18 protein-coding genes are annotated in these 19,392 nt (G+C 46.8%); 12 read left to right on the top strand and 6 right to left on the bottom strand.

Annotated features, from left to right (window positions below; translation table 11 throughout):
- Positions 1 to 177: 177 nt before the first annotated feature.
- Complete coding sequence (locus tag K5Q92_RS21525) at positions 178 to 1,536, bottom strand: isochorismate synthase MenF (RefSeq protein ID WP_220770919.1); 1,359 nt, start codon at positions 1,534 to 1,536, stop codon at positions 178 to 180.
- A 442-nt stretch (positions 1,537 to 1,978) separates the two neighbouring features.
- Here K5Q92_RS21525 and K5Q92_RS21520 point away from each other — a divergent pair, with 442 nt between their 5' ends.
- The 8 genes from K5Q92_RS21520 (at position 1,979) to K5Q92_RS21485 (ending at position 10,294) form a co-directional block, all read left to right on the top strand.
- On the top strand, positions 1,979 to 4,114 hold the full coding sequence (locus K5Q92_RS21520) for a TonB-dependent siderophore receptor (protein WP_220770918.1): 2,136 nt from the start codon (positions 1,979 to 1,981) through the stop codon (positions 4,112 to 4,114).
- A gap of 17 nt (positions 4,115 to 4,131) precedes the next feature.
- Positions 4,132 to 5,505, top strand: a complete 1,374-nt coding sequence (locus K5Q92_RS21515) for an ATP-binding cassette domain-containing protein (RefSeq protein WP_220770917.1) — start codon at positions 4,132 to 4,134, stop codon at positions 5,503 to 5,505.
- Positions 5,495 to 6,175, top strand: coding sequence for an energy-coupling factor transporter transmembrane component T (locus K5Q92_RS21510; protein ID WP_220770916.1), 681 nt, complete (start codon positions 5,495 to 5,497; stop codon positions 6,173 to 6,175). Before K5Q92_RS21515 ends, K5Q92_RS21510 begins: the two co-directional genes overlap by 11 nt.
- Positions 6,172 to 6,720 (top strand): core component of ECF transporter, encoded by a 549-nt coding sequence (locus K5Q92_RS21505; RefSeq protein WP_220770915.1) that lies wholly within the window; start codon positions 6,172 to 6,174, stop codon positions 6,718 to 6,720. The genes K5Q92_RS21510 and K5Q92_RS21505 overlap by 4 nt, the downstream gene beginning before the upstream one ends.
- A 44-nt stretch (positions 6,721 to 6,764) precedes the next feature.
- Entirely contained in the window at positions 6,765 to 7,523 is a 759-nt protein-coding gene (locus K5Q92_RS21500) for a DNA-binding protein (protein ID WP_220770914.1), read from the top strand.
- A gap of 31 nt (positions 7,524 to 7,554) precedes the next feature.
- Positions 7,555 to 7,773: a hypothetical protein gene (locus K5Q92_RS21495; protein ID WP_220770913.1), complete on the top strand. Its 219-nt coding sequence runs from the start codon at positions 7,555 to 7,557 to the stop codon at positions 7,771 to 7,773.
- Between the two features lie 243 nt (positions 7,774 to 8,016).
- Positions 8,017 to 9,201 carry an HD-GYP domain-containing protein gene (locus tag K5Q92_RS21490; protein ID WP_220770912.1) on the top strand — a complete coding sequence of 395 codons (1,185 nt, stop codon included), beginning with the start codon at positions 8,017 to 8,019 and terminating at the stop codon, positions 9,199 to 9,201.
- Positions 9,202 to 9,574: 373 nt separating this feature from the next.
- Positions 9,575 to 10,294 carry a DJ-1/PfpI family protein gene (locus tag K5Q92_RS21485; RefSeq protein ID WP_220770911.1) on the top strand — a complete coding sequence of 240 codons (720 nt, stop codon included), beginning with the start codon at positions 9,575 to 9,577 and terminating at the stop codon, positions 10,292 to 10,294.
- 99 nt (positions 10,295 to 10,393) lie between these two features.
- Here the strand turns inward: K5Q92_RS21485 and K5Q92_RS21480 are convergent, their stop codons facing one another.
- The 5 genes from K5Q92_RS21480 to K5Q92_RS21460 form a co-directional block, all read right to left on the bottom strand.
- Positions 10,394 to 10,546: a hypothetical protein gene (locus K5Q92_RS21480; protein ID WP_220770910.1), complete on the bottom strand. Its 153-nt coding sequence runs from the start codon at positions 10,544 to 10,546 to the stop codon at positions 10,394 to 10,396.
- Positions 10,547 to 10,654: 108 nt separating this feature from the next.
- Positions 10,655 to 11,605 (bottom strand): YeiH family protein, encoded by a 951-nt coding sequence (locus K5Q92_RS21475; RefSeq protein ID WP_220770909.1) that lies wholly within the window; start codon positions 11,603 to 11,605, stop codon positions 10,655 to 10,657.
- 504 nt (positions 11,606 to 12,109) lie between these two features.
- On the bottom strand, positions 12,110 to 13,288 hold the full coding sequence (locus K5Q92_RS21470; RefSeq protein WP_220770908.1) for a diaminopropionate ammonia-lyase: 1,179 nt from the start codon (positions 13,286 to 13,288) through the stop codon (positions 12,110 to 12,112).
- Positions 13,289 to 13,376: 88 nt separating this feature from the next.
- A complete protein-coding gene (locus K5Q92_RS21465; protein ID WP_202722956.1) occupies positions 13,377 to 13,760 on the bottom strand; it encodes a RidA family protein in 384 nt (127 codons plus the stop codon).
- Between the two features lie 20 nt (positions 13,761 to 13,780).
- On the bottom strand, positions 13,781 to 14,461 hold the full coding sequence (locus K5Q92_RS21460; RefSeq protein ID WP_220770907.1) for a transcriptional regulator: 681 nt from the start codon (positions 14,459 to 14,461) through the stop codon (positions 13,781 to 13,783).
- Between the two features lie 341 nt (positions 14,462 to 14,802).
- Between K5Q92_RS21460 and K5Q92_RS21455 the strand changes: the two genes are divergently transcribed.
- From K5Q92_RS21455 to K5Q92_RS21440, 4 genes are all read left to right on the top strand, one after another.
- Entirely contained in the window at positions 14,803 to 15,969 is a 1,167-nt protein-coding gene (locus tag K5Q92_RS21455; protein ID WP_220770906.1) for a Xaa-Pro peptidase family protein, read from the top strand.
- 63 nt (positions 15,970 to 16,032) lie between these two features.
- Positions 16,033 to 16,812 (top strand): aspartate/glutamate racemase family protein, encoded by a 780-nt coding sequence (locus K5Q92_RS21450; protein ID WP_220770905.1) that lies wholly within the window; start codon positions 16,033 to 16,035, stop codon positions 16,810 to 16,812.
- Between the two features lie 40 nt (positions 16,813 to 16,852).
- On the top strand, positions 16,853 to 17,839 hold the full coding sequence (locus K5Q92_RS21445) for a DMT family transporter (protein WP_220770904.1): 987 nt from the start codon (positions 16,853 to 16,855) through the stop codon (positions 17,837 to 17,839).
- Between the two features lie 81 nt (positions 17,840 to 17,920).
- A complete protein-coding gene (locus tag K5Q92_RS21440; RefSeq protein WP_220770903.1) occupies positions 17,921 to 19,075 on the top strand; it encodes a M20 aminoacylase family protein in 1,155 nt (384 codons plus the stop codon).
- Positions 19,076 to 19,392: the final 317 nt, after the last annotated feature.

Genomic DNA, 19,392 nt, shown 5'->3' with positions numbered 1-19,392 from the left:
CGCAATAGCGAATATCGCTATAATTTTACAATTTTTAGTTAAACAAAGTGGTTTTCCCTAAGCGTGTTAGGGGCGGCAAATTATAGAGAAGATTTTTATTTGAGCAAGAGGAAATCTCGACGACCGATAGAGATCAGCCGTCGAACTGGATTAAGCGATTGATTTTACTTTGAGGAATTATAACTCGGTAAGTATTGAGAGAATCGTGGTGAGCTTGTTTTCCAGCTCGGTCCACTCTTTGTCGGCCTCAGAGCCTGCGACTATGCCAGCACCAGCAAACAGATTGATACGGCCAGGTTCAATCAGCGCGCTACGAATCGCAACGGCGAATTCACTCTCATACTTGTTGAAATATCCGCAAGCACCAGCATACCAGCCTCTAGCGTAGCCTTCTTGCTGTCGAATAAAGTTCATTGCCGACTCTTTTGGCAGGCCACCAACGGCTGGGGTTGGGTGCAGTGCTTGAATAACCTGAAAGTCACTCACGCCAGCTTTTAGCTCGGCACGAATAGAGCGGTGTAGATGCTGAATATGGCTTAGTTTAAATACTGTTGGTGTCTCATCGGCGCCAACATAGTTGCTAAGGGGATTGAGCACATCGACAATATGCTGCCTTACCAACTGATTTTCATGGCTATTCTTGGAGTCGTCCAGTAGTGCTTGCGCCAGCGCTTTATCTTCTTCTTGGTTTAGGCCACGAACCGTTGTGCCTGCAAGGGCCTCGGTAAACAACTCCCTCTGGCGGCGACGATATAAACGTTCCGGCGTGCAGGAGATAAAGGCGCTTGCTGGGCTAAACTGAAAACCAAATTGAAAGCTGGTTGGGTTACGTCCTTGCCAGCAGGCAAGCAGCATCCAAGGGTCCACCTCTTCATTGATCTCGAGCTGAGTCAGTCGAGATAGCACAACCTTAGGGGTGTCTTCGATAAACTTAGGATGGGTTACCCGATTGACCAATTCGCTCCAGCGGTATTTATCGGGTCTATCGCTACGGGCCATTAGTGCCACTTTGTTAGGTGGAGTGAGTGGCTTAGGTGAGTCTAACTTCTGCAGTGATAGTAGAGCATTATCAATCTCTTCGGCGAAGGCGTTCTCGCTAAAGTTGAGATTGACTAGTAATCGATATTCATTGCCACTGCGGCGTAGTTCTATGCGTGGTAGCACAAAATGAGCCTTGCCAAACTCTGGCCAGCCCTCATTTTTACGATCGAAGGCAACGCCACCGTAATAGCGGATCTCTTGATTGCTGGTGAGTGCGCGCTGTTTTTGATATTGCGCTGCTAGCTCGATGTCATCGACATCTTCCCCAAAGAAAAAATCTTTACAGCAGCCGATGGCGGCGACCTCTTCTTCAGTATCGCGTCCCTTCCAATAAACTCTCGGGTAGGTTGTTTGCGCCGCCAACCAAGCAATAACTGGGAGCGGAGAAACCACCACTGACAGCTGTGCAATTGGGTCGCTGTTTGGTTGGAGAGTAAAGGATTTGATTTTGTCGGTTAAAGACTTAATAGCTTGAGGCAGCAAGGGGATGGTCAATAAATACTCCACACAAATATCATAAGGGCTTGCTTAGAGGAAGCCGCCTCTAACCGGGATACACCCAACGCACTATTGGTAATAAGAATCTTTACCACAAAGTAATAGTCTGAACATACAGTGTCAAGTCGATTGCTCTGCCTGTGTGAACTGTCACTGACTATTTTATCGACATGCTTCAGATTTGCTCAGAAAGCCAATCAATTTCGATCGAGTAAATAGCTGCTTATTGAAATCAAAGGCCTTTAAATATGTGACACCAGTGCCCCCTTTTGTCCCTTTAGTGTGAAAGGTGGGTCAATCTGTCTGCCTCTGGTTGTCGTTCTTTTCCTGAATGTTCAAATTAGTCGATCTAAGTTTGTTTTATGATCTTATTTACTTGAGTGATAAGCGGTGCTTTTTGAAAATACTGCAAATTATATCGTTAGGATGATGAGATTCGATGAAAAAACAACAAAAAGTGCTGAAAGTATCCACATTAGCATTGGCTATGACTCTGGCCTACCAGGTTCAAGCAGATGATCTAGAAAGAGACCCTATTCTCAACGTATCAGAAGTGATCGTGGTACATGGTGAACGAGCCTCCGTGACTGAAGCGGCAACCACTCACTGGAGCCTAGATGAAGAAGAGATTAAGGCTTCGGGTGCCCAGAGCCTAGATCAAATCCTTAAGAATGTACCAGGGATCTACGTTAGAACGGGCGGTCAAGGCACACCACGAGTCGACATCCGTGGCTTTAAGGCTCGTCATGTGATTTACCTGATCAACGGCGTACCCGCAAACGATGCAGAAGATGGCCAGTTTGACCCAAGCTTAATTCCAACAGCGCAAGTTGCCTCTATCGAAGTTTCTGTCGGCCCATCATCGGTGCTTTATGGCCCGGGCGGTGCTGGTGGTGTGATTAATATCATCACTAAGCAGGGCGATAACGCGCCTGCTATCTCTGGTCGTCTAGAGGCGGCACAGGATAACACTTTTAACGGTGACATTAGCGCGGCTGGCAGTGGTGATAACTGGCAAGGCTTAGTGAACTACTCGCGTCAACAGACCGATGGCTGGCCTATGTCTAGCGACTACAAAGACACCGAATACCAGCAAGGTGATGTGCGTGAAAATGCCGATAAGACCTTGAACAACTTTTACGCCCAAGGTAGCTACCTCATAAACGACAATACTCAGCTAATGGCTAACATGAGTTTTCGTGATGGTGAGTGGGGCAAGCCAAGCCGTGATGGACGCGGTACAGGTAGCGTTAAGTTTGAGCGTGTCGATGACTACCAAGCTAAAACTTTTCAGTTAGGTGTTGCCCATAAATTCAATGAGATGTTCACCTTACGTGGTTTTGGTTATCACAACCAAAGTGATGTATTAGAGAGCCAATATAAAGATAAGAGCTATCAAGCGATTAAGGCTCAGCAAGATGGTCGCTCTATCGTTCAGGGCGGTAACTTGCAGTTTATCTCTAACTTCGATGATGCAGGGCTATTGACCACAGCGGTGATCGCCGAGAAGCAAAGCTGGGAATCTCATTCCGTAACGCCAAATGCAGCGGCGGCTTATAGCGGCGGAACTGGCGGCGGAACTGGCGGCGGAACTGGCGGCGGAACCGGTGGTGGAAGCGGCGGTGATACTGGAGGTGAAAGCGGCGGTGGTTCAGGTGGTGGAACTGGCGGTGGTTCAGGTGGTGGAACTGGCGGTGGTTCAGGCGGCGGAACTGGCGGTGGTAACGGTGATGCCAGCTTCGACGATTCATCTTGGCTGTATACAGCCGCCATGGAATACCAATATCAAGGTCATAGCTATGGCGTGACTCTAGGCGGTGCCTTCCATGATCAAGACCGTCTTAATGAGTCTGAAAACGACTATTCGGGTCAGCTGTCGGGTTACTGGCAACCGCTAGAAGATACGCGCATTAACATGGGGGTGGCACGTAAGGTACGTTTCCCATCAATGCGTAACCTGTATGCGCAATCTTCTGGTAACGCCGAGTTACAGGCTGAGACATCTCAGCACTATGAGCTAGGGTTACTGCAACAGCTTGGTCACGCTACCGAGTTAAATGTGGCGGGTTATTACACCGATGCCGAAGACTATATCGCTAAAGATCTCGATGGTGTTTACCAGAACATGGGACGCTATGGCTTTAAGGGCGTTGATATTCAGCTAGAGAATAACAGCTTCGACAACCTTTCTATGACCGTCTCTTACAGCTTCTTAGACACCGAAGACAAGAGTGCAGAAGAGGCGATGCAGACCTTGGAATACCGCCCTAAGCATCAGGTACGCTTTCAGGCTGAGTATGTATTGCCATTCGAAATGCGCGTTAACTTAAATGTTGAGCGCATTATGGATCAAGTGTACTACGCACAGCAGAAAGTCGATGGTAACAAAGTCTTAGTTGAGCAGTCGCTAGAGGACTACACCTTGGTCGACCTTAACTTAGTGCAGCCGCTAATGGGCGATAAGTTAGAGCTATATCTACGCGCTACTAACCTACTCGACGAAAACTACGACCAGAGTGAAGCTTTACCACAGGCTGGCCGTCAGGTGTTTGTCGGCATTAACTGGCAGATCTAGTTTCGTCGGGGGATATTATGAAACTCATAGCGCTAGAAGGGATTCATTTTGGCTATGGATCGAACCAAAGCGAGATCTTGGATGATCTCTCTTTGGTGGTTAATTCGGGTGAATGCCACTGCATTAACGGTCCAACGGGTTGTGGTAAATCTAGCCTGTTGCATCTACTGGCAGGTGAGCTGTCCCGGCCTTATGAGGGGGACGTATACCGTAGCCCCTCATTGTTGGTCGGTTTAGTCATGCAAGACCCCAATGTACAGATTTTACGTCAAACTGTCGGTGCTGAAATTGCCTTTGCCCTTGAGAACTTAGGTATTGCAGCCGATCTCATGATTGATAAGGTGCAGCAGTCACTGAGGCGAGTCGGACTATATATCAGCCTAGATACCCCGGTTGAGGTGTTGTCACTGGGACAAAAATATCGCTTGATGATGGCGGCACAGTTGGTGTTCAAACCGACACTGTTACTGCTGGATGAACCCTGGGCACAGCTTGATGATAACGGTGTGCGGGAATTGCAGAATGTTTTGGCCTCCCTGCTTGACGACGGTGTCGCTATCGTCATGGTCGAGCATAATCCGCGTGCCTTTGCAGGTTTGGTCAACCATCTATGGCAGTTAGAAGAGGGTCGGTTACAAGTCGGCTCAGATGAGCCGCTAAAGGCCGTCGATGATAAACAGCGCCTTATCAGGATTAAGGCTGAGGCTCGTATCCATGGCGGTGAGAGCCTAGTCAGGATTCAACCGCTGCACTTCCGCTTTATCGAGCAGGAACGGCTATTCGATTGTGTCGAGCCCTTATCTCTTTATAGCGGGGAGATAGTGGCTTTGGTGGGCGATAACGGCACCGGTAAGAGTAGCCTATTGAAAACCCTTGCGGGGATCCAAGCCAATATCCCAAGCTTTCCTATCTCGGTATTGGATAAGCGACCACGACTCGGGGTTTACGGCGCAGATCTGGGCTTGCTGATGCAGCGGCCTAATCGTCAGTTATTTGAGCAAAGCGTGCTGGCGGAGCTGCAGTTTAGTCTTAAGCGTTTCAAGCTACCGCTGTCTCGGGCAGAGCAGATCCTACAAAAGTTAGAAATGACCCATTTAGCCCATAGTTCGCCGCACAAGTTATCCTATGGCCAGCAGCATACCATCGCCTTGGCATCATTAGTTTGCCTACAACCTAGGGTCTTGCTGCTCGATGATCCGTTTGCTGGGTTGGATAAACTGCATGTGGCAAAGGTGGTGCAATTGCTGCAGCAGTTGAGCGCTCAAGGCTGCGCTATCTTACTGACCAGCCACCGAGAGCTGCCGTTTTTGGAAGTGGATCGCTACTGGTTAATAGAGTCTGGTCAGTTAAGGGACGCTGCCCGCGTGATAGAGCAATCGAATGTGGGCTAAACGCGGCGCGCATCGTGGCGTCAACAAACACTCTGGATCACTCTTGAGTGCGACTCAATATTGCGCCTTGGCCTTGTTGCTGAGCCTAGTCTTATCCAGCAGTGCCTTCTTTCTACCGGCCAGTGCTCTAGGCGCGCTGATCATCATCGACCTGTTATTGGTCATTCATGGCTTATACCTAAAGAACAAGATCACCGCTTTACTCAAAGTGGCGGCGGCGCAGCTAGCCCTCACCCTGCCGCTCTATTATTTGTTACACGGCGAAGCCCAGCTGTTTGATGGAGTGATTGTGGTGCTGCGAGTGTTTCTCGCCATGCTACCTGGCTGGTGGTTGTCTAGCACACAAAGCCCCGAGCGGCTTGGAGAGGTGTTGAGTTGGGGACTGCCAGCAAAGTGGGCCTTCGTTATTGCGGCATCCATCGGCTTGTTGCCCTATATGATGCAGGAAACCAAAGAGATTTATGCCATTCAGTGCCTGCGTGGCGCCAATATCACGCCTAAGGCATTGAGAAACCCGAAGAACTGGCCAGAACTTGTCTATTGCGTGTTGCTACCTGTGTTGATCCAGCTGCTAAAGCTATCGAAACAGATGGCAAAGGCGGCCAAGTTACGTCACTTCGGTAAAGTTAATAAGCCAACCCATTGGCCTACACCAAGAGAGGATAAATGAAATCTCCATTCGATTTGCAAGACGCTCTATTTATTGGGTTTTGCGCCACCTTGCTGGTGGTTTTAAAAAGCATGATGCGTCTCAAGCTTGGCCTCAGTGGTCACTCCATGTTCCTGATGACCTTCTTCTATCTGGTGTGTTACGGAGCGGTTGGTCGAGTCGGTGCTATCACCGCCTGTGGTTTCTTGTCAGGTCTCGTCGCCATGATGCTCAGTGTCGGTAAAGGCGGACCGCTGATTTTATTGAAGTTTGGTTTGCCTGCCTTGGCAATGGATATCGCGCTGTTAGTGATGGCGGGATTATTTAGTCTACGTTGGCAGTGTATTGTTTTGGGCTTAGTCGGCTGCTTCGCTTGGGCAGCTAAGGGCTGGATTGGTAACTTGCTGGCGGGGATGAGCGCTCAGGTGGCAGTCGTGCAGTTCGGTATCAGTTTTCTTCAAGGCGGGGCGTTTGCTACTGCGGCTGCGCTGTTAGTGCCGAGTGTGCTGCGGCGACTACATGCCCATGACCTGCTGCATCGAAATCAGCTAGATAACGATAAATAAATTTGAATAGCAAAATAAAACGAACGACAGATTAAGGGTGATAGATGAAAGCTTGGTTGATATGCATTGATGATACAGATGATATTGGTACTAAGGGGACGGGGGAGATCGCCGAGGAGATTGCTGCGAAACTTACCTTAGCTCAAGGGGAAGCGAACGATGGCAGTTGCCCGCGGTTCGTGACTCGTCACCAGTTGTTTGTGCATCCTGACATTCCTTACACCTCTCACAACAGCGCCATGTGCTTTAGGGTTGAAACGGCGTTGAGTTTTGATGAAATCAAGGCTATCTGTGTTGCTCACCTTAAGCAGGAGTCGGCGGCGGCCTCGGATCCTGGGCTCGCCATCTTAGATCTCGACTCCGATTGCGATATCAAACGCCTAACCGCCTTCGGCCAACAAGCTAAAGTAGAGGTGAAAACGAAGGCGCAGGCTTACGCACTTGCAGCAGAGTTGGCGATAGAGCTGAGTGAGCATGGAGGCACGGGGCAAGGGGTCATTGGTGCATTGGCTGGCTTAGGTTTACGTCTAAGTGGTCAAGATGGCAGGGTAAAAGGCCAGTTTAAACTTGCCGAGCAGCAGAGTGAGTCAGACGAAGTGCTGTTGTCTGTGGCACAAGTGTTGACGCGTACGGGGTTGCAAGCGGTGATCAGCCTTGATGGCGAAAAGCTCGCGGACGACCAGTTACTGACTCTTAGGGGCAAGATAAAGGCGGTCTATATTCAGCATCAGTTTGCTCTGTTGGTGAGTCAAGAAGATGGTCGCTGGCTGAATGCGACTAAGCAACAGTTAAAACCGTACTAGTTTTTACAGGATAAGGAATATAGGAGAGGGTATGCAGCAGTGGTTTACTCAGGTAGATGGGCTATGGCAGTTCAAGTTTGGCATAGAAGATCACCTCTTCGCTCGCGAGGCGGCGGCAAGTTGCCAAGTATTTTTGAGTGATGATGAAGACGAACATACGGATAATGTTCTACGCTCTTGCTATAACTGTATGTACCGTCGTTGGCAGCCGAGCAGCTTCCAGTGTTATAAAACTCGCATCAAACCTTAGGACTACGCGCGTTAACCATTTGTGGTTTTTATTAGCGTTTGCAGCGAGTTTGTTGTGCATTAGCAGGGATTAATTAACTTTTGTCTATGGTGATTTAACACCTCTCGGAATAGAATAGCCAACTTCTCACAAAATATAAAAGTGGCTCTGTGTAAACTGAGTCACAGCATAAAAGCACTGTGAAGAGTACAGTTGAATATTGTCACTGTAATTTAGGCTAATCATCCGGGGACCTAAGAGATAATGGGTGGTTCAATTGAATCAAGCAACTTAATAAAAATACCTGTCGCCAAATTAAAGGTGGGTATGTTTGTTGAGGCTATCGACAAAAATAAGAGCTTAGTCAACATCGCCAGCGCTGGCCAAATTCGTAGTGCCGAGGCGATACTTAGGCTGCATAAGAGTAATGTGACCCATGTGTGGGTCAATGGCGAACGCTCGTTGCCGGAGTTAGGTTTGGGCAGAGTCGTATCTGCGCCTAAACCTGTGATAAAAAAAGTCAGTGTTGAACGTGCCACTACGCAGAAGCAGGCAAAAGAACTGATTGTTGAGGCTAAAGATCTTATTCAAAAAGTGCTCACCGAAACATTTGAAGGTAAGGCTGTAGAGGTTGAGCCGTTCGAGGCGTTAGCAGACAGCATGATAGAGTCTGTTATGCTCGATGCCGATGCCCTCAAATGTGTCTCCGCTTTACGTTCTAAAGACGCCTACCTACTTGAGCACTCGATCAATGTTGCTTTCTTGCTGGTGACTTTTGGCCGTTATCTGAACTTCGATGCCGATATGCTACGGCAGCTCGCTATTGGTGGTATTTTACACGATATCGGTAAGATCAAGGTCGACAGTAAGGTTTTGAATAAACCCGGTAAGTTAACCCCTGAAGAGTTTGAGCATGTTAAATTGCATCAGACTTATGCGGTTGAGATCATGGGCCAAACTAAAGGCCTATCTCAGATCAGTAAAGATATCAGCCTGATGCACCATGAAAAGCTAGACGGTAAAGGCTATCCGCTCGGTCTTAAGGGCGAAGAGATCCCCGTTCATGGGCGTATGAGTTGCATTGTCGATATCTTCGACGCCTTAACGGCAACTCGCTGCTACAAGGAGGCGATGAGTCCAGCATCGGCATTTAAGATCTTACTGGGCTTGACTCCGACCCATTTAGACCAAGGGCTCGTCTACGAGTTTATTCGCTGTATTGGCGTTTACCCAGTTGGCTCGTTAGTACAGCTTTCCGATGGTCGCATCGGTATTGTCTGGGAAGCGAAGGGGCGAGATGTGCTGCATCCTAAGGTGAAGTGTTTCTATTCTGTGAAGCATAAATGCTATACCCAAGTGGAAATTGTCGATCTGCTCAGATCGCCACTGAATATCGAGAAGGGCGTATCGCCAAGTAGCCTAGAGATCGATCCCACACCTTTTTACTAAATCTTATCTATTGATATGCCAAGCGCTGAGTTCAACTCGGCGCTTTTTGTATCGCTATATTTGAGGTAAAGCAAAGACGGTAAAGCAAAGGCGGTAAAGCAAAGATGGTAAAGCAAAGAAGTTCTGCGGGGCTGGCTTTATGCTTTTCCTAGCAGCCAACCTGTTGGCGTCCTCGTAGGTACGCAGTACCGTTCTAGAATCGCACTTAAGATCGCTCTATATTTAGAGGAATATTTCTCTCATTTATCCCCAAAGCTTGAGCCAGCTCCATTTTTGATGAACGGATACTGTTTTAGCTTAATTATCATTGAATTAATCTTTTTTTCTATAGACTAAGCTGGCACAAGATATTGAGATTGATGGAGAACAGGTAGTGCAACGTAGACAGTTTATCAAAGGGGCTTCGCTGATACTGGCCGCAGGTGTTACCGCGCCGACTATACAGGCTAAAACGAGCTCGCGGTCATTAGCAACTGAAACACCGTTTACCGAAGGGAAATACCGCATACTTGCGCTGGTGTTTGATGATTATGAAACCTTAGATCTACATGGTCCGGTAGAGATGTTAGGCCATATGCACAATGCGGAGATTAAGCTGGTGGCCGCTAAGGAGATAATCAAAAGCTACCAAGGGCCACGTGTGGTCGCCGATTGCTTAACAACGGACACGTATGATTGCGATCTGTTGTTAATCCCAGGTGGGTTAGGCACTCGTACATTAGTGAGCGATACAGGAATGAGCCAATGGCTAATTAAGCAGATTGCGCGTAGCCAAAACGTGTTTACCGTGTGCACAGGTACCGCACTGCTGGCGATGACCTCGGTCCTTAACGGGCGGAAAGCTACGACCAATAAAATGGCTTTTGAGTGGGTGACATCCCTTAACGATAATCCGCAGTGGCAGCCTAAAGCGCGCTGGGTATACGATGGTAAGTTCTTAACTTCATCGGGAGTGTCTGCCGGCACAGATGCGGCGCTGTTTTGGGTTAAACACTTGCATGGTGAGCAGGAAGCGCGGCGGATTGAAACCTTAACCGAGTACAACTGGAATCAAGATGCTAATAACGATCCCTATGCGGTGGTTCATAAATAGCGGTTTTTACTCGTTGTAGTAAAAGAGTTATAAGCAAATCATCTAGTCTTATCTAATTAAGCTATTAATTAGTAATAAAGGATATTGGCAGCTTTTAGTTTAAGCACCAATAATAGCCATATATTCAGTCTGCCGAAGAGGAGAGATGACATTGAATAACTGGTTAATATTATTGTGTTGTGCAGTGTTAATTACCGCTTCTTTACTGACTAGCGGGCTCACACGTGCCTTAATCGATTTAGCTGCGTTCATTTGCTTACTTGGCTTATTGGTTTGGCGAAACAATGATAAAAAACAGCGCTCATAGGCGCTGTTTTCATAGAGTTGCTATCGTTAAATGAGGGTGCTGCTAGTTAATAGCTAGTTCAACAACAGAATATACGCCAGTGAACTACTTCCAATCGCAATCCAAAGCAGCACACCTAAAATCAGTGGTTTAGGGCCAGTCGCTCTCATCTTCTGAATGGTAATGCCTGCACCAATCAAGAACAGACACACGACCAACATGCGCTTCGATACCTCAAATATCGCCCCGTAGACCACTTCACCAGCGGGTAACCAGTGTGCAATCGCTATGGCTAAGCAGTAGAAGCCAATAAAGTAGGGGATCGCCATTTTCTTGTTGTCGCCCTTAAACAGCATGGCGCTAACAAGCGCGATGGGAATGATCCATAGTGCGCGCGCTAACTTAATGGTGGTTGCCGTGGTCAGCGCTTCATTACCATAGGCTGACGCGGCGCCCACTACCGATGAGGTATCGTGGATGGCTATCGCGCTCCACACGCCGAAATCATGCTGACTCATAGACAGGGCATGGCCGATGGCTGGGAACAGGAACAGGGCCACCGAATTAAGGATAAATACCGTGGCCAGTGCGATTGCCGTTTGCTCGCTATTGGCCTTAATTGCAGGCGATACTGCGGCGATGGCGCTACCACCACAAATTGCAGTGCCTGAGGCGATAAGATGGCCGGTTTTATGATCCATCTTAAGCAGCCGAGTTAGTGCAAAACCTAGAATAAGAGTGAAGATGATTGAGCCAAGGATCAGTGGCAGATTCTCTAGACTGATCCTAACGGCAGCGTCTAATTGAATGCCAAAACCCAGACCCACAATAGAATAGGCGAGTAGCTTTTTAGTTAAAGCACCTAGATAGACTTGGCTGGGCGCCCAGCCAATGCTAGCAAGGGTAAAACCCAAGATCAGCGCGATAGGTGATGACACCATAGGTAACAGGCAGATGAGACCTGCGATAATAAAGATCGCTAGCTGAGTTTTATTTTGGGGCTGGTTCTGGGGTTGAGAGGTCATCAATTATTGCTGCAAAAAATAGCGGGCCAGCCCTAAATTATAGCGCCTGCATCTGTTTTGATAAATTAAATACTACTTATCAATAGGGTAAGAAAAATTGAATGTAAAAGGTAGGAAGATAGGTCATAGGAAGAGCTAAGACGAGGACGGGCTTCGCCCTGCGAGGGAGAGACAAAGCCTAGAAAGGTACGAGGTTCTAGGTTCTAGGTCCTAGGAAAAGCTAAGACGGTACAAGACGAACGGCCTGTGGCCTAGGGAACGTGACTGCGTCACTGACGGAACGCTGCGCTTACGGAAAAGCCAAGAAGGAAAAGCAAAAGGCAAAAGTGGAACGCTCTGCTTTTGAAGTGCTTTTAGCTTTTCCTAGCAGCCAACTTGTTGGCGTCCTAGTAGGTGCGCAGCACCGCCCTCGCAGTGAGCTTGCGAACGCCCTAGAACCTAGAACCTATCTTTTAATAACAAAAAAGCCGCTTAAAGCGGCTTTTTAGGCATTAAGTCAGAGACTTATTTAGCTGTTGCTAGCATGCCTTCCCAAACGATTTGACGGTAACGGTCAGGGTTAGTGTCACCTTCAGTGCTAAATAGCATGATAACTGAATCTTGGTTTAGACCTAGCTGAGTACGGTATTCACTGTACTCTTCACGACTTGCTAGCATGTATAGTAGGCCTAGGTTTAGTGCACCTGACTCACCGCTAACAACTTTAGTGTCGCCCGCTAGAGGGTTACCAAGAATACGCATACCAGTGGCAGTCACTTGATCTTCAACCGATGCGAAGAAGCTGCTGCACTGTTTTAGGATTGGCCATGTCACTGGGTTAGGCTCACCACATGCAAGACCTGCCATGATAGAGTTTAGCTCGCCAGTCACGGCAACCATTTCGCCTTTAATACCAGAGTTGTAGATACAATCTGCTTTTGCAGGCTCAGCAATAATCGTCTTGAAGTTGTTTGCGCCAACTTTGTCAGCAAAGTAACCTAAGATCCCGCCAGCCATTGCGCCAACACCAGCTTGAAGCATTAGGTGAGTCGGCTTAAGACCCATAGCTTCAACTTGCTCTTGTGCTTCAACGGCCATAGTCATATAGCCTTGCGAGATCCAAGTTGGGATCTTGTCATAACCTTCCCAAGCGGTATCTTGTACTAGCATCCAACCGTTTTCTGTCGCGGTTTGGTTAGCAATACGTACTGTGTCGTCGTAGTTACAATCAGTAACGATACACTCAGCACCTAGGTTTTGAATGCGAGTCACGCTTGCTTGAGATGAGCCTTTTGGCATGTAAACAACAGCCTTTTGACCCATTTCACGTGCAGCCCAAGCTACACCAGTGCCGTGGTTACCAGCAGTTGCAGTAGCGAATACCAATGGCTCGCTTAGCTTAGCGGCAACGGTTTTCATATCAATTTCGCTGATATCAACATTTAAGTGTTCAGCTAATTGCTTACCTAATGCGTAAGAGCCGCCCAATACTTTGAAGGCATTTAGGCCGAAACGGTAAGATTCGTCTTTCACCAGAATAGCTTTAACACCTAGGCGAGCCGCTAGCTGCTCTAGAGAGACAAGCGGAGTCGGCTGGTAAGCTTCGATCTGCTGGTGGAATTGACGAGTTTGTTCAGCGACCTGAGCCGTGAATAGCTCAGAGGTCTCGCCGTTAAAGAAATCATTTTGAGTCAGCTTTAGCATAGTAACCACTATAAATTTTGAACAAGGAGGGCTGCTGTCCATTCAACTCATTATGGGCAAACGGACAGTCAGGCTTACTTACAAGGTCTTATTTGATGAAGGCGATCGCTTCAACTTCTACTAGCGCGTCTTTTGGTAGACGAGCAGCTTGAACACATGAACGAGCAGGAGCCGCTTCAGTGCCGAAAACTTCAGTGTAAACTTCGTTGAAAGCAACGAAATCTTCCATGTTAGCTAGGAAACAAGTGGTCTTAAGTACAGTGTCAGTACCTGCGCCTGCTTGTTCTAGAACTGCTTTAAGGTTCTTTAGAGATTGGTAAGCTTGTTCCTTAATGCCACCTTCAACGAAAGCCATAGTTGCTGGGTCTAGAGGTAGCTGACCAGAGGTGAATACTAACTTGTCGAAAGCAAGAGCTTGAGAGTATGGACCAATTGCAGCTGGAGCATTTTCAGTATGGATTACAGTTTTCATAGCTTAGTTATCTCTGATAATTAGGATTTAAATTCACGGATGTACTTGTACACCGCATGCTTGGTAATACTTAAATGATTGGCAACTATGTTCGTCGCTTCTTTCAATTCAAAGATGCCATTATCAAACAGCACCTTAGTAATAGCTTTATTACGGCCTTTTAGATTAACGCTGTCGTCGGCATCAACCTCTATTACCGCGTGGTTAAGGGCCTGCTCAACCACATCTCCAGCCGATGAGCTGAAGTTTTCAGTCATATCGAAACTGTGATGCTGTGAAGTATCTGGCATCAGAGTCTTGATGATCTCTGGGAACGGGTGCGACAAGTTCATGTTGACGCAGAACATACCAATAGGTTTGCCTGTTTCACCCATAATAATGCAGGTGCTCGACTTCAACATCTCGCCACCTTTGTTGTTACTGAAGTAGCTCTTTGGTGTCACTTCACCTGTTTGCTCATAAAGACGCAGCATCTTTAAGCCCAAATCTGTGATGGGCGAGCCCACTTTACGGCCGGTATGGTGACCATTAACAATCTTTACTACCGACTGTTCGAAGCTTTCTAAAGAATGAATAACCACTTCGCAGTGAGGTCCTATTAGATCGGCCATGCTTTCGGCTAAATGGAAATAGCCTTGCAGTAGCTGACGATCTCTAGCTGTAAATTCCGTTTTGTATGCCTGTTCTGCTGCTTTAATCATTTTTTAGATTACTTTTGTGAACTATAGATGTCGTTATTGTCAACTTTTTGAGTTAACAATTCAAGCCTTGAATCAACTTTATGTAACTATGGGACGTTTTTTTGGGCTTTTAAGCAAGTTAAATTTAACTATGGTTTAAAATTTTTGACTTTGATCATGAATTCTCAGTTTGACGACAGATCTTGAGTTAACAGATTTTGACTATGAGATATGTGTCACATTTTTAAATTCAGCAAACAGTATGATGCGCATCGAGTTAACGATAGTTGACTAAAACTGATTTCCGGTCACTTTAGTGACCTTTTGGCAAATAGGCCAGTTTGTGGGATGTGGAGAGAAAAATGAAAAGCATATTGCAGCGTGGATTTACAACAGCTGAATTTGAAATGCGTGCAACTAAAGCTCAGCAAAAAATGCGCGAGCTAGAAGTAGACGCCATTATATTAACTACCGAGCCTAACGTACGTTACTTCTCTGGCTTCCACACCCAGTTCTGGCACAGCCCAACTCGCCCTTGGTTCCTAATTCTACCTGCAGAAGGCAAGCCAATCGCAGTTATTCCTGAAATTGGTGCTAGCGGTATGGCGGGTACTTGGGTTGAAGATATCCGTACTTGGGCTTCACCACGTCCAGAAGACGACGGGATCAGCATCGTTGCTAGCGTGCTTAACAGCCTGCCTTCACGCTTTGGCCGTGTAGGCGCAACGCTAGGTATTGAATCACATCTACGTATGCCAGTCGCTAACTACCTACAGTTAACTACATTAGTAAGCAAAGAATTCGTTGACGTATCACTGGCTATTCATGAGCTTCGCCAAGTTAAGTCTGAAGCTGAAATTGAAAAAGTACGTGAAATCTGTCGTATCACTAACGTTGGCTTCGACAAGATCCCAGGTTACGCCAAAGCGGGTATGACTGAGCGTGAAATCTGTAAGCAGTTCGGTATCGACATGCTTATGGAAGGTGCCGATGAATGTCCATACATCATCGCAGGTTCAGGCCAAGACGGTTACGACAGCATCATCATGGGGCCAACTGACCGCGTAATCGAAGATGGCGATGTATTGATCATTGATACCGGTGCGGTACGTGACGGTTACTTCTCAGACTTCGACCGTAACTGGGCATTTGGCCACGCAAGTGAGCAAACTAAAGCAGCTTACCGTGCAACTTATGACGCAACTACAGCTGGTTTTGAAGCCGCTCGCCCAGGCAACACGACTTCTGACATCTACAACGCAATGTGGAAAGTTCTAGAAGCTAACGGTGCACTAGGTAACGACGTGGGTCGTCTAGGTCACGGCTTAGGTATGGAGCTAACTGAGCGTCCATCTAACACAGCTACTGACAACACACTATTAGTGCCAGGCATGGTTATGACTCTAGAGCCAGGCATGGTTTACGCACCAGGTAAGTCTATGGTTCACGAAGAAAACATCGTGATCACCGAGAACGGTGCAGAATGGTTAAGCAAGCGCGCTGAGCCAGAACTACTGATTATCAAATAATTTTAATAGCCATTGATTTCCCTGGAGGGGACTGGGGAAATCATTACTGAAGAGCATCTCATTATGATGAGTTTTGAAGCCTTTACATCGTTTGAACAGCCGCTTGAGCACAAGCAGGCACCAAGAATTAATCGCGTACACATTGGTTTAGTGCAATTAAGTACTGACCACAGTCTAGAAATGGATTGGGCAAAGTTACTCGGTACCCAAGCTGGCGTATTTAGCTCCCGCGTATATTACTCAAGCGAAATGACACCTGAAGCACTTGATCAAATCGCCAACGGAATCGTTGAAGCGTCTGATTTGATTGCAACGGGTCTGCCAATGGATGTGATGGCATTTGGCTGTACATCAGCTTCAATCATTATCGGCGAAGAAAAAGTTGCCGGTTTACTGACTCAAAACCGTGGTGACATCCCTGCGACTAACCCATGGACAGCAGCAAAAGCAGCATTCAAACACATGAATGCGAAAAAGATTGCCGTATTTTCTCCATACCCAACCAGCGTTAACTACCCACTGTACCAGCAGTTAACTGATGCAGACTTTGACGTAGTGACCCTAGGTTCATTAGGTATCGAACGCGATACCGACATCACTTTAGTGGCAAAAGAATCTATGTTCGAAGCACTAGAGCAGATGCTTAAAGATTCTGAAGCAGAATTAGTATTTATGTCATGCACTAACTTACGTGTACTTGATTATATCGAAGAGATCGAAGCCAAGTTCGGCATCCCAGTAGTGTGCAGTAACTCTGCAATGTTCTGGCATGCAATGCACCTAACCGGCAACGTGGCAATGTGTCCAGGTTACGGCAAACTACTTAATAATCAAACAGCTTAAGCTGTTGACTACCAAACATAAATTGTTGGGAAATATAATAATGACTAATACACAGAAAGGTTGGTTGGCTGCTATTTTCGTAGGTCTATTGTGGGGTATCCCGTGGATCGTTGGTACGCCAATTCTTGAGGTGATGGATCCTCAAGTACTTGTTTGGTTACGTTACACTGTTGCATTTATTACACTAGGTTTGATTTTCAACATTGGTCTTGCATCTGGCAAGATGACCAAGAAAGCCGATTTCAAACTAAACTGGCAAAACCGTAATGATATCTTCTGGGCTGCTTGCTGCGGTATCATTGGTCAAGGTTCTTTCAGTTTCCTATCATTCCTATCTTTGGACTACATTACCGCTTCTGAAAACGGTGTAATCCAAGGTTTGATCCCAATTCTTATTTTGAGTGTGGGCTTCCTACGTCATAATGAGCGTTTCACTGTTATGCAGATGCTATGTGCGCTAGGTGCTTTCCTAGGTGTGGCGATTCTAGTAATGGATCCACAGTCTGAAACTAACGGCTTCAACATCGGTCACTTGATCTGTTTCGGCTCTGCAGCAAGCTTTGCATGTATGGCTTACGCTCGTGCAAAACTAGCAGACAAGTACGGTTCAGTTGCGACTATGTTCCACCAGTTCGTGTTCGCTTCACTTGGTTTTGGTCTGTATCTGTTCGTTGTTGGCGCTGACTTTAGCTCTGCATTGAACGTATTCAGCTCACCACTACGTATTCTTTGTATCGTTATCTTAGGTGTGTGTATTTCAGGTATGAGCTACCTAGTTTACATCTACGGTATGGAGCGTGTAGGTGTTGACGGTACCGGTATGGCACTAAACCTAATGCCACTGTCTTCATTCATCCTAGCGGTATTTGCACTAGGTGAGCAGGTAACACCAATGCGCTTAATTGCAATCGCTGTGGTTATTACTTCAATGATTGCCTTCATGAAGCTTGGCAACAAAAACAAGGCCAAAGCAGAAGAGGTTGAAGCTGAATTACCTGTTGCGCCAAAGCCATGTCGTAGCCAGTAACTGAGTCATTCAGTTAGCGAATTAAATCAATTTTTATCACCGGTGACCTAGTCACCGGTTGTTGTTAGAAGAGAAAAGTATATGAATATCGAGCAGAAAGTTATTGAATGGCGTCACCACATTCACCAGCACCCAGAGTTTGGTACCGAAGAGCACGAAACAGCAGCATTTGTTGCTAGCAAACTAGAAGAGTTTGGTATTGAAGTGCACACAGGCATCGGCGGCACTGGTGTTGTGGGTATTTTGAAGTGTGGCGATAGTGACCGTTCAATTGGTCTACGTGCCGACATGGACGCACTGCATATTCATGAAGAAAACACCTTTGATTACGCGTCAGTAAATGAAGGCGCAATGCACGCTTGTGGTCACGACGGTCACACGGCAATGCTACTGGCTGCAGCCCATGAGCTGGCACAAACTAAGAACTTCGACGGTACGGTTTACTTCATTTTCCAGCCAGATGAAGAGCGTGGCACAGGCGCTAAGGCGATGATCGCTGACGGTCTATTCACTCGCTGGAAAATCGACGCTGTGTACGCAATGCACAACCTACCGGGTATTGAAGCTGGTCACTTTGTGACTCGCCCACACTCAGTAATGGCAAGCGAAAGCAGCTTCGAAATCGAAGTACTAGCCACTGGCGGCCATGCAGCTATGCCACACATGGGTACAGACCCAATCGTGGTTGGCGCGCAAATCGTGACTGCGATTCAAACTATCGTATCGCGTAACCTAAGCGCGATTGACGAAACTGCAGTTATCTCTGTAACTGAGTTTGCCACTAACGGTACAGTGAACGTGATCCCAACTAAAGTGACTATCACAGGTGATACCCGTAGCTTTACTGATATTGCACTACACAAGATTGAAAAAGCGATTGAACGTGTTGTAGCTGGTCAGTGTATGTCTGCAGGCGTGGATTACACTTACAAGTTTAACAATAGCTTCTTATCAACTATCAATACGCCAGCTGAAACAGCTTGCGCAGTTCGCGCTGCGCAGACAGTGGTTGGCGAAGATAAAGTTAACGGCAGCTGTCAGCCATTCACTATCAGTGAAGACTTCTCGTTTATGCTACGTGAAGCACCAGGTTGTTACATCCTAGTAGGTAACGGCGCAGGTTGTGGTTGTGGTAGCGTGGCGCTACACAAGCCAACTTACGACTTTAACGACAATATTTTGGTTCCGGGCATGAAATACTGGCAGACGCTTGTAGAACAGTGCTTGGCTAAGTAATTTGCATATTATTTGATAGTGCAGACTAACGCTTGAGGCAGTGTTTTGAGTTAGTGTCTTGAGGTTAAGGGTTAGCACTGTTAATTAATCATGCTGATATTAAGAAGGCTATGAGCTTAGGTTCATAGCCTTTTTTGTTTTTATCAATATCAATTTTAGTCTTTTGACTGTCATAACCATTATTCGATGAATCTAGTTTTAAATTCAGCTGGTTAAGTGTGTTGAACATTTACGTATAGCAACCAATAAAAGGGCAAAGTTAAAATTTTTAATTTCCTTTAATTTTTTTTAATTGGATTTGATGTGAGGTATTGTGC

Origin of the sequence: Shewanella sp. MBTL60-007 (assembly GCF_019654915.1) — a bacterium.
GTDB lineage: Bacteria > Pseudomonadota > Gammaproteobacteria > Enterobacterales > Shewanellaceae > Shewanella.
The sequence above is the reverse complement of the archived record's forward strand: the minus strand, read 5'-3'. Positions and strand labels throughout refer to the sequence as shown.

What these genes read in the sequence shown, in the direction of transcription:
- K5Q92_RS21520 (WP_220770918.1), top strand. Translation starts at nt 1,979, where the DNA reads ATGAAAAAACAACAAAAAGTGCTGAAAGTATCCACATTAGCATTGGCT.
- K5Q92_RS21515 (WP_220770917.1), top strand. Translation starts at nt 4,132, where the DNA reads ATGAAACTCATAGCGCTAGAAGGGATTCATTTTGGCTATGGATCGAAC.
- K5Q92_RS21510 (WP_220770916.1), top strand. Translation starts at nt 5,495, where the DNA reads ATGTGGGCTAAACGCGGCGCGCATCGTGGCGTCAACAAACACTCTGGA.
- K5Q92_RS21505 (WP_220770915.1), top strand. Translation starts at nt 6,172, where the DNA reads ATGAAATCTCCATTCGATTTGCAAGACGCTCTATTTATTGGGTTTTGC.
- K5Q92_RS21500 (WP_220770914.1), top strand. Translation starts at nt 6,765, where the DNA reads ATGAAAGCTTGGTTGATATGCATTGATGATACAGATGATATTGGTACT.
- K5Q92_RS21495 (WP_220770913.1), top strand. Translation starts at nt 7,555, where the DNA reads ATGCAGCAGTGGTTTACTCAGGTAGATGGGCTATGGCAGTTCAAGTTT.
- K5Q92_RS21490 (WP_220770912.1), top strand. Translation starts at nt 8,017, where the DNA reads ATGGGTGGTTCAATTGAATCAAGCAACTTAATAAAAATACCTGTCGCC.
- K5Q92_RS21480 (WP_220770910.1), bottom strand. Translation starts at nt 10,546, where the DNA reads ATGAACGCAGCTAAATCGATTAAGGCACGTGTGAGCCCGCTAGTCAGT.
- K5Q92_RS21475 (WP_220770909.1), bottom strand. Translation starts at nt 11,605, where the DNA reads ATGACCTCTCAACCCCAGAACCAGCCCCAAAATAAAACTCAGCTAGCG.
- K5Q92_RS21470 (WP_220770908.1), bottom strand. Translation starts at nt 13,288, where the DNA reads ATGCTAAAGCTGACTCAAAATGATTTCTTTAACGGCGAGACCTCTGAG.
- K5Q92_RS21465 (WP_202722956.1), bottom strand. Translation starts at nt 13,760, where the DNA reads ATGAAAACTGTAATCCATACTGAAAATGCTCCAGCTGCAATTGGTCCA.
- K5Q92_RS21460 (WP_220770907.1), bottom strand. Translation starts at nt 14,461, where the DNA reads ATGATTAAAGCAGCAGAACAGGCATACAAAACGGAATTTACAGCTAGA.
- K5Q92_RS21455 (WP_220770906.1), top strand. Translation starts at nt 14,803, where the DNA reads ATGAAAAGCATATTGCAGCGTGGATTTACAACAGCTGAATTTGAAATG.
- K5Q92_RS21450 (WP_220770905.1), top strand. Translation starts at nt 16,033, where the DNA reads ATGATGAGTTTTGAAGCCTTTACATCGTTTGAACAGCCGCTTGAGCAC.
- K5Q92_RS21445 (WP_220770904.1), top strand. Translation starts at nt 16,853, where the DNA reads ATGACTAATACACAGAAAGGTTGGTTGGCTGCTATTTTCGTAGGTCTA.
- K5Q92_RS21440 (WP_220770903.1), top strand. Translation starts at nt 17,921, where the DNA reads ATGAATATCGAGCAGAAAGTTATTGAATGGCGTCACCACATTCACCAG.